Annotated in this window: 12 protein-coding genes, 1 tRNA gene and 2 rRNA genes; 4 read left to right on the top strand and 11 right to left on the bottom strand. The window is 62.1% G+C overall.

Features of this window, described 5'->3' with window-relative positions; genetic code table 11:
- The first annotated feature begins 109 nt into the window (after positions 1–109).
- The 4 genes from HWV23_RS08395 (at position 110) to HWV23_RS08380 (ending at position 4,744) form a co-directional block, all read left to right on the top strand.
- A 23S ribosomal RNA gene (locus tag HWV23_RS08395) occupies positions 110–3,028 on the top strand.
- 109 nt (positions 3,029–3,137) lie between these two features.
- A 5S ribosomal RNA gene (rrf, locus tag HWV23_RS08390) occupies positions 3,138–3,259 on the top strand.
- Between the two features lie 173 nt (positions 3,260–3,432).
- Positions 3,433–4,617: an acyl-CoA dehydrogenase family protein gene (locus tag HWV23_RS08385; RefSeq protein ID WP_178289961.1), complete on the top strand. Its 1,185-nt coding sequence runs from the start codon at positions 3,433–3,435 to the stop codon at positions 4,615–4,617.
- Positions 4,618–4,668: 51 nt separating this feature from the next.
- Positions 4,669–4,744, top strand: a tRNA-Cys gene (locus HWV23_RS08380).
- A 178-nt stretch (positions 4,745–4,922) separates the two neighbouring features.
- On the opposite strand, the gene HWV23_RS08375 is transcribed toward HWV23_RS08380, so the two are convergent.
- The 11 genes from HWV23_RS08375 to HWV23_RS08325 form a co-directional block, all read right to left on the bottom strand.
- Entirely contained in the window at positions 4,923–5,864 is a 942-nt protein-coding gene (locus HWV23_RS08375; RefSeq protein WP_178289960.1) for a hypothetical protein, read from the bottom strand.
- 162 nt (positions 5,865–6,026) lie between these two features.
- Positions 6,027–6,806 carry an ABC transporter ATP-binding protein gene (locus tag HWV23_RS08370; protein WP_178289959.1) on the bottom strand — a complete coding sequence of 260 codons (780 nt, stop codon included), beginning with the start codon at positions 6,804–6,806 and terminating at the stop codon, positions 6,027–6,029.
- Positions 6,803–7,594 (bottom strand): ABC transporter ATP-binding protein, encoded by a 792-nt coding sequence (locus tag HWV23_RS08365; protein WP_178289958.1) that lies wholly within the window; start codon positions 7,592–7,594, stop codon positions 6,803–6,805. Before HWV23_RS08365 ends, HWV23_RS08370 begins: the two co-directional genes overlap by 4 nt.
- Positions 7,591–8,814: a branched-chain amino acid ABC transporter permease gene (locus HWV23_RS08360; RefSeq protein WP_178289957.1), complete on the bottom strand. Its 1,224-nt coding sequence runs from the start codon at positions 8,812–8,814 to the stop codon at positions 7,591–7,593. Before HWV23_RS08360 ends, HWV23_RS08365 begins: the two co-directional genes overlap by 4 nt.
- Positions 8,815–8,816: 2 nt before the next feature.
- Positions 8,817–9,731 carry a branched-chain amino acid ABC transporter permease gene (locus HWV23_RS08355; RefSeq protein WP_178289956.1) on the bottom strand — a complete coding sequence of 305 codons (915 nt, stop codon included), beginning with the start codon at positions 9,729–9,731 and terminating at the stop codon, positions 8,817–8,819.
- Positions 9,732–9,734: 3 nt separating this feature from the next.
- Positions 9,735–11,171: an ABC transporter substrate-binding protein gene (locus HWV23_RS08350; RefSeq protein WP_178289955.1), complete on the bottom strand. Its 1,437-nt coding sequence runs from the start codon at positions 11,169–11,171 to the stop codon at positions 9,735–9,737.
- 139 nt (positions 11,172–11,310) lie between these two features.
- Positions 11,311–12,390: a PGF-CTERM sorting domain-containing protein gene (locus HWV23_RS08345; RefSeq protein ID WP_178289954.1), complete on the bottom strand. Its 1,080-nt coding sequence runs from the start codon at positions 12,388–12,390 to the stop codon at positions 11,311–11,313.
- A gap of 136 nt (positions 12,391–12,526) precedes the next feature.
- Positions 12,527–13,519, bottom strand: coding sequence for a PGF-CTERM sorting domain-containing protein (locus HWV23_RS08340; protein WP_178289953.1), 993 nt, complete (start codon positions 13,517–13,519; stop codon positions 12,527–12,529).
- A gap of 138 nt (positions 13,520–13,657) precedes the next feature.
- Positions 13,658–14,749 carry a PGF-CTERM sorting domain-containing protein gene (locus HWV23_RS08335; protein WP_178289952.1) on the bottom strand — a complete coding sequence of 364 codons (1,092 nt, stop codon included), beginning with the start codon at positions 14,747–14,749 and terminating at the stop codon, positions 13,658–13,660.
- Between the two features lie 106 nt (positions 14,750–14,855).
- The gene (locus HWV23_RS08330) at positions 14,856–15,947 is read right to left on the bottom strand and encodes a PGF-CTERM sorting domain-containing protein (RefSeq protein ID WP_178289951.1); all 1,092 of its coding nucleotides are present in this window, start codon (positions 15,945–15,947) and stop codon (positions 14,856–14,858) included.
- 154 nt (positions 15,948–16,101) lie between these two features.
- Positions 16,102–17,133, bottom strand: coding sequence for a PGF-CTERM sorting domain-containing protein (locus tag HWV23_RS08325; RefSeq protein ID WP_178289950.1), 1,032 nt, complete (start codon positions 17,131–17,133; stop codon positions 16,102–16,104).
- Positions 17,134–17,265 lie beyond the last annotated feature (132 nt).

Below are 17,265 nucleotides of genomic sequence, written 5' to 3'. Positions count from 1 at the left end.
TGAGTGGGAAGGGTGGACACAGCCAGCAGTCGACTGGCTTGTGTATGAGACCGTGTGTACGTGCGATCCAGGCGCTCACTGGACCCGTTTCATCGGGTTGATTGAGCGATCATCGTGGCTACTGTGCCACCTGGTGGATAGCTCGGCTCAGGCGCCGACGAAGGACGTGCCAAGCTGCGATAAGCCCAAGGGAGCCGCACGGAGGCGAAGAACTTGGGATCTCCTAATAGGAATCCTCATAGCAATTGCTTTGCGCAATGGGGAACGCCCCGGATTGAAACATCTTAGTAGGGGCAGGAAAAGAAAGCGAATGCGATGTCGTTAGTAACCGCGAGTGAACGCGACCCAGTCCAAACCGAAGCCTTATGGGCAATGTGGTGTTCGGACTGACACTCATCGACCGAACGTTTCTGAGAAGTCTTCTGGAACGGAGCGTGATACAGGGTGACAACCCCGTATCAGGAACTAGTAAGTCGTGCGTCAGCTCCAGAGTATCGGGGATTGGAAATTCCTCGTGAATATGGCAGACATCGTCTGCTAAGACTAAATACGTCCTGAGACCGATAGTGAACAAGTAGCGTGAGCGAACGCTGAAAAGCACCCCGAGAAGGGAGGTGCAATAGGGCTTGAAATCAGGTGGCGATAGAGCGATGGGGCACAAAAGGTCCCTTGGAAAACGACCGAGGTGCGAACCTCCAGTAGGACCCAAGGGAAGCCGGTGTCTCATCGTACGTTTTGAAAAACGAACCAGGGAGTGTGCTTGTTTGGCGAGTCTAACCCGTTTATCGGGGAAGGCGTAGGGAAACCGACATGGCCGCAGTGCTTTGCACTAGGGCCGCCGTGTTCAAGCGCGGGGAGTCAAACGGGCACGACCCGAAACCGGGTGATCTAAGCATGGATAAGGTGAAGCGTGGCGAAAGCTACGTGGAGGCCTGCTAGAGTTGGTGTCCTACAATACCCTCTCGTAATCCATGTTTAGGGGTGAAAGGCCCATCGAACCCGGAAACAGCTGGTTCCGACCGAAACATGTCGAAGCATGACCTCTGCTGAGGTAGTTCATGGGGTAGAGAGACTGATTGGAGGCCCCGCCCCCGAGAGGGGTCGGACCTCCTGTCAAACTCCGAACTCATGGACGCTGTGGACGCAGGGAGTCCGCTGTGCGGGGTAAGCCTGTGCAGCGTGAGGGAGACAACCCAGAGCTGGGTTAAGGTCCCAAAGTGTAGACTAAGTGCGATTGAAGGTGGTCCCGAGCCTTAGACAGCCGGGAGGTGAGCTTAGAAGCAGCTACCCTCTAAGAAAAGCGTAACAGCTTACCGGCCGAGGTTTGGGGCGCCCAAAATGATCGGGGCTCAAGTCTACCACCGAGACCCGGCGACACGCTTGACCGCGTGTTTCCGTAGGTCGGCACTCCGATTGGGTGGAAGCTCGGGCGAGAGTTCGAGTGGACCGATTGGTGAAGAAAATCCTGGTTACAGTAGCAGCGATAGTCGGGTGCGAATCCCGACGGCCTAATGAGCAAGGGTTCCTCGGCAATGTTCGTCAGCCGAGGGTTAGCCGGTCCTAAGATCCGTCGCAATTCGAGCGGATCAAATGGGAAGCTGGTTAATATTCCAGCGCCGTCATACACTCAACGCCAACGCCTTGGGGTCGACCGAACCGGGCTTTCGCCCGGTCCAACTGTCAAAATCCGTGGAAGCCGTAATGGCACGAAGCGGACGAACGGCAGGATAGCGTAAGTCGGTTCAACCTAGGGCCCGTGAAAAGGCAAGTATGACGTCCGTACCGAGATCCGACACAGGTGCTCATGCCGGCGAAAGGCAAGGCCTGTCGGGAACAACCGACGTTAGGGAATTCGGCAATCTGGCCCCGTAAGTTCGCGATAAGGGGTGCCTGCCTCGGAAAGAGGCAGGTCGCAGTGACTAGGACGCTCCGACTGTCTAGTAACAACATAGGTGACCGCAAATCCGAAAGGACTCGTACGGTCACTGAATCCTGCCCAGTGCGGGTATCTGAACACCCAGTACAATGGGACGAAGGACCCGTTAACGGCGGGGGTAACTATGACCCTCTTAAGGTAGCGTAGTACCTTGCCGCTTCAGTAGCGGCTTGCATGAATGGATTAACGAGAGCGTCGCTGTCCCAACGTTGGGCCCGGTGAACTATACGTTCCAGTGCGGAGTCTGGAGACCCCCAAGGGGAAGCGAAGACCCTATGGAGCTTTACTGCAGGCTGTCGCTGGGACATGGTCGCTGATGTGCAGGATAGGTAGGAGATGTTACACAGGTGCGTGCGCCAGCACGTCGCCGAGTCAACACTGAAATACTACCCGTCAGTGACTGTGACCCTCACTCCGGGAGGAGGACACCGATAGCCGGGCAGTTTGACTGGGGCGGTACGCGCTCGAAAAGATATCGAGCGCGCCCTAAGTCCATCTCAGTCGGGACGGAGACCCGACGAAGAGTGCAAGAGCAAAAGATGGATTGACAGTGTTCTTCCTAACGAGGAACGCTGACGCGAAAGCGTGGTCTAGCGAACCAATGAGCCTGCCCGATGCGGGCCATTGATGACAGAAAAGCTACCCTAGGGATAACAGAGTCGTCACTCGCAAGAGCACATATCGACCGAGTGGCTTGCTACCTCGATGTCGGTTCCCTCCATCCTGCCCGTGCAGAAGCGGGCAAGGGTGAGGTTGTTCGCCTATTAAAGGAGGTCGTGAGCTGGGTTTAGACCGTCGTGAGACAGGTCGGCTGCTATCTATTGGGGGTGTCATGATGCTTGACAGGAACGACCGTATAGTACGAGAGGAACTACGGTTGGGTGCCACTGGTTTACCGGTCGTCCGAGAGGGCGCTGCCGGGCGGCTACGCACCACGGGGTAACGGCTGAATGCATCTAAGCCGGAAACCCACCTGGAAAAGAAGCATCGTTGAGGTCACTCGTAGAAGACGAGTTCGATAGACTCGGGATGTACGCGCCGAGGCAACGAGGCGTTTAGTCCGCGAGAACTAACAGACCGAAGCCACCATTCATTGCTCCGCCCGCTGAAACGGGTCCGGGCGCAAACTGGATCGCACGTACATACGGTATTGACCACCGGTGTTGGACATATATCGTGGTTCGATTCCACGAGCCGGCGTTAAGGCGGCCATAGCGGCGGGGCGACTCCCGTACCCATCCCGAACACGGAAGATAAGCCCGCCAGCGTTCCGACGAGTACTGGAGTGCGCGAGCCTCTGGGAAAACCGGTTCGCCGCCTACCATTCATTTAACCCACACTCAGCATCCGCTGGGTGTGGGTTTTTGTCATTTATTGAGCAGCGGTAGCGCTGTTCCGACAGCTATCGCTCCGTCGTCATCTGCCGTCCACCCGAATAAACTATCCAAGCGTGGTTAGTTGCACAGTTTAAGTAAATGCGGGGCTAGAGAACGCCTATGACGGATACCCCACCAGGGTTCGAAGAGAGCCAGGAACTGGAGATGATTCGGGAAACGGCCCGGAATATCGCCTCGGATTACGACGATGAGTACTTCCTCGAGGTCTCGGAGGGCAAGGAGCCGACGGAGTTTTGGAACGACTGTGCGGATGCGGGCTTTCTCGGTGCGGCTATCCCCCAGGAGTACGGCGGCGAGGGGATGGGGTTCTGGGAACTATCGGCGATCGTCGAGGAGTTGTGTGCGAACGGCTGTCTCGGCGCCGAGATGCTGTTCGTGGTCAACGTCTGTTTCGGTGGCATCACGCTGACGGAGAACGGCAGCGAGGAGCAGAAAGAGGCATGGCTCCCGGGCATCTGCAACGGCGACGTGAACTTCGCGATGGCACTGACCGAACCCGATGCGGGCCACAACGCGCCGAACATGGAGACGTTCGCCGAACAGGACGGCGACGAATACGTTATCGACGGGACGAAGCAGTGGATATCGGGCGTCGACGTGGCCGACCAGATGTTGCTGGTCGCCCGGACGTCGCCGAAAGACGAGTCCGCGAAGATGCAGGGTGTGACGCTGTTCCTCGTCGACCCTGACGATCCGAACATCGAGCGCCGCGAACTCGACGTCGGCATCCCGACACCCGAAAAGCAGTTCGAACTCTCCATCGACGGCTATCGCGCCCACGAGGACGACATCATCGGGACGAAGGGGATGGGTCTGTACCAGTTGTTCGATACGGTCAATCCCGAGCGGCTGCTCGGTGCCTCCGGTGCTATCGGTGTCGGCAAGTGCGCCATCGACCGCGCGGTCGATTACGCCAACGAGCGGGAAGTCTTCGACCAGCCCATCGGCGCCCATCAGGGTATCCAGCATCCCATCGCGGATTCGTGGGCGAAACTGCAGTCGGCGGGCCTCCTCGTCCGGAAGGCCGCGTGGATGGTCGACAACGAGGCGGACCCGAAGCGGACGGCCGAGGTCTCGAACATGGCGAAGCTTCGGGCGACGGAGGTCGGCCACGACGCGACCGATGTTGCGGTCCAGACCCACGGCGGGAACGGCTTCTCCCGCGAGTATACGGTCATCGAGATGTGGAAGGGCTCGCGTCTGGGTAAGGTCGCGCCGGGGTCGACCGAGATGATGCGGAACCACGTCGCCGAACACACGCTCGGTCTGCCGCGCAGTTACTGACTGCGGCGGGACCGCTACGCTTAAACGCCCCACTCCGCTATTCTGAATTGCGCCAAGGTGGCAGAGTCTGGCCTTACGCGGTTGCCTGCAGAGCAACTATACGCCGGTTCAAATCCGGCCCTTGGCTTACCGGGGTCTTCCCGACTTCGACCCCTCGATTCATCGACGAACGGAGACTGTATACGAGTTGTCTCCCGCTGGTCCTCTTTTTTGAAGACTGCATGATGCCGTCTCTCTCGTGAGTGTCGAGAGGCATCACTACCGGGTAAGGAAGAGATTACGCGGAAAAATCGGTATTGGACGGCTTAGAGTCGTCTCGCGCCGAGTGCGGCGATTGCGATGGAGAGGCCGGCGACGAACCCGACGACGACGAACGGGTCCATCCCGAACACGTCGGGGTCGATAGGCGGCTCTCCGGCTCCACCTCCGGGTTCGGTTGCGGTCGCGCTGCCCTGTTCGGCACCGTCGTCCGGCGTTGCGGTCGGCGTCTGGGTCGCTGTTGGCGTCGCGGTCGGTGTCGGCTCCGGTTCGGGCGTGGCCGTCTCGGTCGGTATCGGAGTGGGTGTTGCAGTCGGCGTCGGCGTTGGCGTCGCGGTCGGTGTCGGCGTCGCCGAAGGGGGCCGTCCGAGTTGGCTTTCCCCATCGGCGTCGCTTTCACAGCCCTCACAGATGGCGAAGTAGTGTGAGGCCGTGGGGCCGAACGTGACGTTGTCGCCGAGTCGGGATTTCCCTTCGCCGTAGACGGCGCCCTGATACCAGTCCTCGGAATCGGGATTGCCGACACAGCTGTCGAGTTCGAGAACGAGGATATCGTCGACGGCGTATTCGGGTGGATCGTCGCTCTCGCCGTAGTCGAATCGGAACTCGACGGCGTCGCCGTCCCAGCCGACGGCATCGACCGTGTAATCCGCTCGCTCGTAACCGCTGCCGTTGTACTGCTTGAGGTATAATTCGTAGTTCGTCGTCGAGGTGAACATCCCGCTTTCGCCGCGGCAGGTTTCGAGCGTTCCTCCCGGGAGGGCGAAGACGAACCGTTCGGGGCGTGCGATGGCTGGATAGCGGCCCATGTTGTCGGTCAACTCGACGTTGAACGTGTAGCTAACGTTGCTAGCGCCGGGGGTTCGGTCCTCCGGGGTCACCGTGAAGTTGGTGTTGTCGCTGCCGTGGGCAGCGGTCGCGCCGCCGGTGAAGACGGCAAGCGAGAGACAGCAGAGGGTGAGGAGGAGGGCGGCCGTTTTGAGTCGCATCGTATTGGTCTACCTGTGGATGTGATAAAAGCTTTCGACGGCCCGATGACGCGTCTCTCCGGCGGTTTCGCGGAATACGGGCAGTCGGCGTCGGTCGTGGTCGTACATGGCTGAACGTGGATGGGGTCGTGCTCTCGCTCGGACCCCAAGCAGGGGGCGGCGTTAGCCGCCGAGGTAGGACTCGCGGATGTAGTCGTCGCCCCGCAGTTCCTCGGGCGTGCCTTCCTTGACGGCTTCGCCGTTTTCGAGCAGGTACATCCGGTCGGCATGTTTCAGCGCGAAGGTGACGTTCTGCTCGGTCAGCAGGATGGTGACGCCCCGTTCCTGAATCGGGTCCAGCGCGTCCGCGATGTCCTGCAGGATGACCGGCGCCAGCCCGATGGTCGGTTCGTCGAGGATGAGCAGGTCGGGGTCGCCCATCAGCGCACGGCCGATGGCGAGCATCTGCTGTTCGCCGCCAGACATCGAGCGGGCGTTCTGTTCGCGCCGCTCGTCGAGGCGCGGGAAGAGGTCGTAGACGAACTCCTTGCGCTCCTCGATGATGTGGTCGTCCTGGAGGTACCCGCCCAACTCGAGGTTGTCCTCGACGTCCATGTAGCCGAAGAGGTCTCGCTCTTCGGTGCAGTGAATCATGCCTTGATTGACGAGGTTTTTCTGCCCGACTCTGGCGACCTCCTGGTCGCGGTAGCGGACGCTCCCGTCGTAATCGAGGAACCCGGAGACGGTGTTCGCGAAGGTGGTCTTGCCGGCGCCGTTGGGGCCGATAAGCGAGACGATTTCGCCCTCCCGGACCGTGACGTCGATGCCGCGGAGCGCTCGAACCTTCCCGTAGGAGACTTTCAGGCCCTCGGTTTCGAGGACGGTCTGGGCCTGTTTCGTGCTCGTGCTGCCAGCGTCGGTCGTGTCGCTGGTGGTTTCGAACTCGAAGTCGTCGGCGCTCATATCTCGTCACCTCCGAGGTAGGCCTCCTGTACCTTCGGATCGTTCTTGATTTCGTCGGGTTCTCCCTCGGCGATTTTCGCGCCGAACTGGATGACGAAGGCGCGGTCGATGAGGTTGAGCAGGCCGTGCATGTTGTGGTCGACGACGATGAGGGTCATCCCGTGTTGTCGGAGGGATTCGAGGACTTCGGAGAGTTCCTCGACCTCTTGGCCCGAGAGGCCGGCGAAGGGTTCGTCGACGAGCATCACGTCCGGCTGGGTCGCGATGGCGCGTGCGATTTCCAGTTTCAGCATGCCGGCGTGGGGCAACTCGGAGGGCGTCTGGCCGAGTTCCTGGCCGAGTCCGACCCGGCGACAGATCTCTTCGGCCAGTGCCTCCGTTTCGCCGCCGACGCCGGAGAGGGTGAACAGTTCGTCCGGCGCGAGCGCAAGCTCGACGTTCTTGACGACGGTCCGGTCTTCCAGCGGCGCGAAGTCCTGAAAGGTCCGGGCCATCCCCTCTTTGACCATGTCGTGGGCGGGGATGCCGGTGACGTCGCGGCCTTTGAAGTAGACGTTGCCGCCCGTCGGCTGGTAGGTGCCGGTGACGCAGTTGAACGTCGTCGACTTCCCGGCGCCGTTGGGGCCGATGAAGCCGAGGATTTCCCCCTCCTGAACCGCAAAGGAGAGGTCGTCGACGGCGACGAGGCCCCCGAACTCCTTGCGGAGGTCTTGGGCGACGAGGATGCCGTCATCGGGGCCGTACTGCTGTTCTTCGAAGTCGGATGGGTGGTCTTGGTCGGTGCTCATTTGTTATCACGTCCGAGAATCTCCTCGATTTCGCGACGATACTTCTTGATGACGCTGTCGCCGGCGGAGTTCCCCTCGCCGCCGACGCGTTCGGGCGGTTCCTCGCCCCGGTAGCGCGCGAGGAGGTAGCGTGCGCGGTCGATGCCTTCGGGGACGACCCCGCGAGGCATGAACACGAGGATCAGCATCGCGAAGAAGAACGTCGGCAGCGGCGCGAGGTCGGCGAACTGGATGCCGATTCCCGGCACCTGGAAGGTAAGCGAACTGACGACGACCTGCGCGAACGCGAACAGGGTCGCGCCCACGACGGCACCGACGATGGTGCCCATGCCGCCGATAATCGCCATCACGATGACGTTGACGCTCAGGTCGATACGACCGGGGCCGAAGAGGTTCTCCGTGTTCGGGAAGCCGCCGGCGTGCATCCAGACGGCGCCGGCGAAACCGCCGACGGCCGCCGACAGGACGAAAGCGAACATCTTGAACTTCGCGGGGTTGAGCCCCGACGAGCGGACGGCGTCTTCGTCCTCGCGAATCGCGGTGAAGACGCTGCCGGCCGACGAACGGGTAACCGCATAGCAGACCGCAAGCACGATGAGCAGGGCGATGAAGGCCACGTAGTACTTCCCGACCTCGCGTATCCAGAACTCGCCGACCTGGATGACCGCGCCGCTACCGAGGCCGACGAGCTGTGGCGGCTGTTCGGTCAGGCCGCTGGTCCCGCCCAGCCCGTCCGGCGCGAAGAACGTCCCTTCGCTGAAGAGGATGAAGGACTGATAGAGCAGCAGCGGTGCGATGAGCGTCACCAGTGAGAGGTACGGCCCGGAGAGTCGAAGGGCCGGAACGCCGATGAGGACGCCGCCGATGGCGGCGAGTATCGTCGCCAGGATGATACTGAGAAACACGGGGACGCCGTGTTGTGAACTGAGCACAGAGGTTCCGTAGCCGCCGATGGCGAAGAAGAACGCGTGGCCGAAACTGAGTTGGCCGGTGTAGCCGGAGACGACGTCCCAGCTCATCGCGAACATCATCAGGAACAGGACGTACGTGAACTCGCTCAGCTCCAGCGGCTTGAGGACCGTCGGCAGTAGTGCGAGTGCGACGAGGCCGAACACGCCGAGCTTGTGCCGGAGCGCCATCTCGCTGAACTGGAGCTTTTCTTTGACTGCCTCGCGACGACGCTGTTCGACGTCGCCTTCGAAGGGTGTTTTCGTTGCCATTGTTATTCTGCTGCCTCCCGTCCGTAGAGTCCTTCAGGCTTCACGAGCAGGAACACCAACAGCAGGACGAGCGAGGAAATCCCCGCCAGCTGCGAGCTGATGAACGTCACGGTGAACGTCTCGAAGAAGCCGATAATGTAGGCACCGACGACGCTGCCCTTGATGGAACCGAGGCCACCGAGAATGACGATGGCGAAGGACAGAACCAGCGGTGCGGGCGGCTCGATGGCCATCAGCCAACTGCCGCCGCCGAGGTCACCCGCAAGCAGGACGCCGGCGTAGCCGGCGAAGGCGCCCGCGAGGACCCAGGTAATGAGGTTGATTTTCTCGGCGTTGATGCCGACGAGTGCCGCGCCCTTGTCGCTCATACTGACTGCGAGAATGGCACGGCCAGTGCGCGTGGAGTTAACGAAGTAGTAGAGTGCGCCGATGAGAACCCACGAAGTCGTGAAGATGAAAAGCGAGTTGAGTGTCGAGGGGCCGATAAAGGAGATTGCGCCGTTGATGGCACTTTCCGTCCCGATGACCGGTGGGACGGGAATCTGCAGGGGGTCGACGCCCATGATTTCGTCGGTGAAGATGTTGAGGGCGTACATGATGAAGAAGCCGATGACCAGCGTGAGAATCAGGACGGTCACCGGCCGCGTTCTGACGTATCTGATGACGCCGAGATACGTCGCGCCGCCGACGGCAGCACCGGCGAGGGTTGCGGCCAGCAGGCCGAGGATAATCGGCAACCCCAAGCCGGAACCGCTGGAGACGATGAAGGCGGCGAAGGCACCGACGGTGATGAAGGCGCCGTGAGCGAAGTTCAGAATGCCACCGACGCCGAAAATCAGCGTGAAGCCGATGGCGATGATGGCGTACAGCGCACTGATGAACGTCGCAGCCAGAAGTGCGGTTATTATCTGTGACATGGGTTATAGCCACTCCGGGATGGTCTTGTCCGAGGTCTTGTTCTGTTGCGGTGCGATGGAGTGCATGGTCCCGTAGTCCTCGCGAATCTCGGGGTCCATCTGCCACTGCTGGAAGACGGGGACGCCGGTTTCGGCCATCGAGGTCCACTGGGGTTCGTGGGCGTACTTGGCATCCGGCGGCGTGAACTGCGCTTCAGCGATTACCGTCCCGCCGGAGAAGGTGCCATCCTCCAGATAGGGGATGATGGTGTCGGCGTCGGGCAGGGTCTCCATGTCCTCGCCTTCGACGGTGTCCTCGATGCCCTGCTTGATGACGCTGATCGCGTCGTAGGTCAGCGGGCCGGTGTAGATGGGCACCTCGTCGAAGCGTTCGATGTAATCCTGAACGAAGGGCTGGGTCTTCGGCGTGTTCTCCGTCTGCGGCGTCATCGCGTTCATCGTGAAGAGGTGTTCGACGTTGCCGCCGGTGCTCTCCCAGTAGCTGTAGGCCTGTGCGGGCACGTGGATGCCGCCGAACTCGAAGTTCCGCTGCTGTTGGGCCCACTGGTTGACGGCCGTCGTGCCGCCCAGCGCCATCCCGATGATAGCGATGTCGCAGCCGGCGTTCTCGATTTCGTTGTAGAGCGGCGACCAGTCGCTGACGCCGCCGGGGCGCTGCTTGATGGGCACGTCGATGACGCTGGAGAGGCGCTCCGAGAGACGCTCGGCGTACGGTGTGAACTCGCCGAGGTTCTCGGTGAGCAGTGCGGCCTTCTCCCAGCCGTACTCCTCCTTTCTGTTCTCGATGAACTCCAGCATCGCGTCGGCGAGGTCCAGCAGGTGAATCGGGCCGACGCGGAAGTGGTATTTGAAGCGCTCGTAGCTGCTTTTCTCTTCGGTGGACCCGAAGTCGTCGGTTTTGGAGACGAGCTGCCCGACGCGCGGGTCCGCGGACCCGGTCGTCAGGTGGATGGTCTCCTGGTTGGCGATCGACGGCATCGTCTGCAGGAGCGCCGACCCGAGGAAGATACCGGTCGTGAAATCACAGCCCTCCTGGACGGTGAGCCGCTGGTGTTCGCTCTGGGCGGTCCCCGGCGACACTTCGGTGTTGCCGAGTTTGACCTCGACGTTCGCGCCGAGGATGCCGCCGTTGTCGTTTATGATGTCCCGCCGCATCTGGGCGGCTTTCCACATCGAGACCCCAAGCGGGAGGTTCATCGGCGCCAAGACGCCGATTGTAATCGTTTCATCGGAGAGAATCCCGTCACCGCCGCCACCGTTGGACGTGTTCTCCGGTTCCTCTTCGACGCGAAGGTTGGACCCGGGGACCGGATTCTCAGCGGTTTGACACCCCGCCAGGCCGGCCGTCAGCGCTCCCGTTCCGCCGTATTTCAGGACTGAGCGCCGGTCTAGCCGCCCCTCGTTTTCGTCTTGCTGTTCGTTCTCTGGCACGTCAGCCATGTGTGTGCCTCCCTTTCGGACTTCAACAAATGTGTGTTTCGCTGGTGTTGTCCGGCTATTTAAGAGCATACTGCCGGTTTTCCGCCGCTGGTGCCGCTACGGCCCGATAGAACCGACCGAATGCGTGGTCCTCGGAGCGTTAGGGGAGACGAACGAGCAGGCCGCTCGTGAGCAACGCAAGCAGGGCGAGGAGGGTGCCGAAGCCGGGTCCTTCGGCAGGTGTCGGCGTTCCGACGCTGTTGGCGTTACTACCGCCGGTGGTCCCGTCGGCCCCGCCGGCCGCCGTGGCGGTCGGCGTCGGGGATTCGTTGTCGGGTTCGGCGGGCGTCGCGGTCGGGGTTGCCGCCTCGGTCGGCGCGGCCGTTGCGGTCGATGGGACGGGTGTCGCTGTCTCGGTTTCGGGTTCAGGTGTCGGCGTCGCGGTTGCCGTCGATGTCGGCGTTGGCGTCGGTGTCGAGTCGGCCGTGGTTCGCTCGTTCGGCGGCGCGCCGAGTTGCTCGCGGGCCTCCTGCTCGCTGTCACACGCGCAGACGTAGATGTAGTTCGATAATGCCATGCCCGCGACCTGTTTGGCGTCATCGGAGGGCTGTTGGTCGGGTCCGTTGTCGGCGGCGGTCCCGTTGAGGAACCCCTGAATCCGGTACCAACCGGGTTCGTTGGTGACGGTCAGGCACGCGCCGTCACCGGAGCGGGCACCCTGTTCGGCGATGATGGCGTCCTGTGCGCGCATGTACGGCGGGTCGTTGGCGAAATCGCCCCAGTCGTAGAACTCGATGGTGATGCCGTCGTCGCGGAAGTCGGCGTTCTTCTGTTTCGAGACGAGGTCCTGGTCGATTTTGGTGCCGGAGTTGTTGTTCCCACGGTCGATGCCGAAGACCGCGGTGTTGTCGACGTCGCAGGCGGAGTAATCTATCCAGTTCGCATCGATGATGAGGTAATCACCGAACGCCCCCTGACCGTCGAGGCCGAGTTTCTCGAAGGAGTCCTCCGGCGAGAAGAAATACTGGATACTGCCGTTCTCTTGATTTTGGTCACCGGGATAATGGTCGGTCTGGAACGGGAACGCGACGGTGAAGTTGGCCTCCTCCGTGACGTTCACCGCGTTCTCCTTCGTGTGTTCGTTCGCACTGACAGGGGCGGCAGCGAGACAGACGACCGCCACGAGCATCCCCACCAACAGCAGTGCTCCGAACCGTCCGCACGGGTATTGGTCCCTCATAGCGTGTATCGGTGCGGACGACTCGTCTAACCTTGTCGCTCCGCATACGAGGGGATTTATGAATGCCAGACCGTCTGGGGGAAATATAATCCGTCTCTGAGAGGGTTTCTCCGGGCCGAAAACAGGATTTCTTTGTCTATCGACGACGTCGAACGAGCGCTGCGCCGGAGAGCAGCGCAACGAGTGCGGCCACGGCGCCGAATCCAGGTCCTTCACCCGGGGTTGGCGTGGCTGCGAGGCCATCATCGCCGTTCCCATCTGCGGCCTCGGTCGCCGTCGCAGTCCGAGTGGGGGTTTCGGTGGCCTCGGGCGCCGCGGTCGCGGTTTCGGTCGCCGCTTCGGTGGATGACGGTGTTTCGGTCGCGACGGCTTCGGTCGCCGTTGCGGTCGGCGTCGGGGTTGCGGTCGCCGTTGCGGTCGCCGTCGGCGTCTCGTCGTTCGTCGAGCCTTCGCCGGGACGGGGGCCGAGTTTCTCCTGGGCGGTCGCCTCGTCGTGGCAGCCCTCACAGACGGCGAAGTAGTGGGAATCCAGCGTCACCTCGAAGAAGTTTCCGTCGGGGCCGGTCCCGTTGATTTTCCCGCTGATTTGGTACCAACCGGGGTCGCTGGGCATCGTATAACAGTCGCTCTGGACGGCGATGATGGAGTCCTCACGCGAGATGGAGACGGTCTCGCCGAAGTCGTCCTCGCCGTTGAACTCGACCCAGATCTTGTCCTCCTGGAAGCCGGAATCCAGCATGTTCTGTAGGATGCTGTCGTCGTTTTGGGTTCCGGAGTTGTTGCTCCCGCGGTCGATACCGAGAGCGTTGGTGTCGCTGGAGGTACACCCGCTGAAGTCGACTTCGTCGCTCGAAATGACGAGCCATTTCATCACTTCGAGGCGGTCGGCGGGCTTGCCGTCGAAACTGGACCCCGTCTCCGCGAAGTGCTGGATGCTCGCGTTCGCGGGGTTTTGGTCACCGGGCAGGTGGTCGGATTCCTCCGGGAGCACGACGCTGTAGTTGCCGGGGCTATCGTGTGCTGCGGCGGCCGGGCCAGCCAGCGCGCCGAACAGGACGGCGGTCGCCGCCAGCGAAAAGAAAGCCAGCGTCACGACCCTCGTCGCCGATATGCGTCTTCGTTCGTCCATCTCAGTACCCGTCCCGAACCACTCCACCGCTAAAGTCCTTTATCAATCACTGGAAATAGACGGTAACGCTCACCACGGTCCGAGTTCACACTATACAACGAGATACGTGCGAGAAAAGCGGAAAACGGGGTGGCTGGTCTACCGGCGGCGGAGCGCGATGAGGCCGCTCGCGAGCAGCGCGGCCAGCGCGGCGACGGCACCGAAGCCGGGGCCCTCACCCGGCGTCGGGGTCAGCTGATTGGGACCTCCGCTGCCGGATGCCCCCGACGGCTCCGTCTGTGGCGGTTCGGTGTTAACCGGTGCCTGGGTTTGCGGTGGTTCCGTACTCGCCGGTGTCTCGGTCTGTGGCGGCTCGGTGCTCGCTGGCGTGGCCGTCTGCTGGGGGGTGTTCTCTTCCGGCGTCGCGGTCTGAGCAGGGGTCTCCGTCGTCGGTGCGGGCGTCGGGGTCGAGGTCGGCGTCGTCGGTCCGCCCTCATTCGGCGGCGGGCCGAGTTGTTCGCGGGCCTCCTGTTCGCTGTCGCACTCACAGACGTAGACGTAGGTCGAACGCAACTGAAGATCGATGTATTCGGCGCTATCGGAGGGCTGTTCGTCGCGAGCGTTGTCGTTGACCGTCCCGTTCGCGAAGCCGGTGACCTGATACCAGCCGGGCTTTTCGGTCATCGTCAGACAGGGGCCTGCGGCGGAACCGGCACCCTGCTGGGCCACGATGGCGTCTTGAGGGAGCATTATCGGCGGATCGCCGGCGAAGTCGCCCCAGTTGTAGAAGTTGATGACGATGCCGCCCTTCTTGAACTCGACCTTCTTTTGCTTCGAGACGAGGTCCTCGTCGTACTTGTAGCCCGATTTGTTGTTCCCGCGGTCGAAGCCGAACGCCGCGGTGTTGTCCGTGCTACAGGCGGAGTAGTCGATCCATTCGACGCCCTCGTACTCGGCGTGGACGATGACCCAGTCGAGGTAGAGGCCGTCCTGGGCGCCCTGCTCTTGGAATGCCTCCGCACCGACGACGTTGTACCGGATGCTTGCGTTCTGCTTGTTCTGATTCCCCGGATAGTGGTCGGACTGGTGGGGCAGTACGACCGTGAAGTTGGACTCGTCGGTGAAGTCCTCGGCGTCGCTCGGATGGTAGGCCGCGACCGGCGACACGCCGAAAGCGACGCCGCCGGCGACAAGCGATGTCGCCAATAGGGTCGTCAGCAGGGTTACGCTCAGTTGCTTGGCTCTACGCATATGCGGCACAAAGGAAAACAGAGGGGCTAAGGCTATTGCTGGATATGTGGGGGTGTTTATGTTTACTGTTGGCAGGGCACTCGGTCAAACGTGACCGCCGACAGGGTTAGCCTCGTCGACGGACGAGCAGCGCGCTCCCGAGGAGTGTGACGAGTGCGAGTGCCGCCCCGAACCCGGGGCCGGCACCGGGTGTCGGCGTGCCCTGAATCTTGTCGGAACCGGCATCGTCACCGGTAACACCATCGTCGCTATCGCTATCGCTTCCACCGTCGTTGCTTCCTCCGTCATTTCCGCCGGAACTCCCGGTATCGCCGTCCGCGGGTGTTAGCGTTGGCGTCGGGGTTGGCGTCGATGTCGGCGTGTCATCGTTGGCTCCCTCGCCGCCGCTGCCGCCGTCATCGGGTGTCGGCGTCGGTGTCGCGGTTGCGGTCGCGGTCGGTGTCGGGGTCGGCGTTGGCGTCGGCGTCTCCTGGCTCCCGCTTCGCTGGCTCGGCGGCGGGCCGAGTTTTTCGTAGGCGGTCTCGTTGTCGTGACAGCCCTCGCAGATGGGGAAGTAGTGGGAGTTCGCCTGCACCTTGAGGGTTTCGCCGTCCGCGGTCGTTCCCCTGACCATCCCCTTGATCTGATACCAGCCGGGGTCGCTGGGCATCGTAAAGCAGGGGCCGCCGGAGGAGCCGGCACCCTGAACCGAGATTATCTGGTCGTCGGGGTTGAGGTAGGTCGGGTTGCCACCGAAGTCGCTTTCGTTGTAGAAGGTGACGTCGATACCGTCCTCGTGGAAGTTGGAGTTCTTCATGTGTTCGAGGAGGTCGGTATCGGTCTTGGTGCCGCTGTTGTTGTTGCCGCGGTCGAGGCCGAAGACGGCCGTGTTCGCGCTACCACAGTTCGACCAGTCTATCGCCTCGTTTCTGACTTCGAGGTAATCGAACGTCTCGAAGCCTTCCGGGGCGCCTTCCTCGTCGAAGCGGTCGCCGGCAGTCGAGAAGTTCCGAATGCTGGCGTTCGCTTCGTTCTGGTTGCCCGGCAGGTGGTCGCTGTCGTGCGGGAGCACGACGGTGTAGTTTCCGGAGTCGGTCCCGTGATTCGCCGCGGCGGGCGTGGCTGCCACCGCCGCAAGCAAGGCGACCGCGACGACCGCTATCACGAGACCGGCGGTGGCGGCCCGCGGCCAACCGGTAATCGAGTGGTCCGTTCTCATACGCTCTTTGCAATGTTAACCCCAACCAAAACGACTTTGCAGGATATATGCCGGGGTTTATACCGGTGGTTAACGGGTTATACAACTCGCCGCAGTAAGGAGGCAGTTTTCGTGGCGATTACGTCGCGAACTTCGAGAAAAGCGGCGTCAGCGGCTATCGGTGACGGGCCAGCAGGCCACTGGCCAGCAGGGCCAGCAGGCCGACGACTGCTCCGAATCCGGGACCCTCGCCGGGCGTGGGCGTCCGCTGAATACCGTCGTCGTTGTCGTCCTGTGTGTCGGCGCCGCCGTTGGTTCCGCCGTCGGTCGGACCCCCGCCGTCGTTAGTGTCGGAGTTGTCCTCGGTCGGTTCGGCGGTCGCGGTCGGCGCGGCGGTCGCAGTGGCCGTCGCCGCTTCGGTCTCGGTCGCTTCGTTACCATCGGGCGTCGGGGTTGCAGTCGCCGTGGCTGTCGGCGTGGGTGTCGGCGTTGCCGTCGCCGGGTCCGCGCTCGACTCCGAGGAGGGTCGGGGACCGAGCTTTTCGCGTGCGGTCGCCTCGTCGTGGCAGCCCTCGCAGATGGCGAAGTAGTGAGATACCGCGTTGATGGTTACCGATTCGCCGTCCTCGGTGGTGCCTTCGAGGGTGCCGGTAATCTGATACCAGCCGGGGTCGCTGGGCATCGTATAGCAGGGGCCGCCGGAGGAGCCGGCACCCTGAACCGCGAGGATGGCGTCCTCGGGGTTGAGATAGGTGGGATTGCCGCCGAAGTCGCTTTCGCTGTAGAAGACGACTTCGAGGCTGTTTTCCCGGAAGTTCGATTGTTTCATGTGATTGAGGAGGTCGGTGTCCGTTTGGGTACCGGAGTTGTTGTTCCCGCGGTCGATTCCGAAGACGGCCGTGTTCGGGCTGTCACAGCCGGAGAAATCGACCGCCTCGCTTCGGATTTCCAGGCGGTCGAACGTCTCGAAGCCGTTCGGAGCGGTGTCGCTAAAGGCGTCACCACCGGCGGCGCTGTGGATGATGCTGGCGTTCCCCTGGTTTTGGTCACCGGGGAGGTGGTCGGACTTTTCGGGCAGGATAACGGTGTAGTTGGCGCCGTCCTCGACGTGGCTCGCGGCGGCGGGCGTCACCGCGCCGAAGGCCACGATGCCGACGAGCAGCAGGAGCGCTACCGTTGCGGCGCCGGTTAGATGTGGTCGTCGCATTTCCCCTATCTACGGAAGCAGTTCCCCTAACACCGGTGCAGGTCATATACGGACCCTTCATAACGCAGCGCCATTTCCGTGCCCTTCAGTTCCAAACACTGGGATGTGTTGGTCTATATTGGCTTTTAACTC

Origin of the sequence: Natronomonas halophila, assembly GCF_013391085.1 — an archaeon.
Classification (GTDB): Archaea; Halobacteriota; Halobacteria; order Halobacteriales; family Haloarculaceae; genus Natronomonas; species Natronomonas halophila.
The sequence above is the reverse complement of the archived record's forward strand: the minus strand, read 5'-3'. Positions and strand labels throughout refer to the sequence as shown.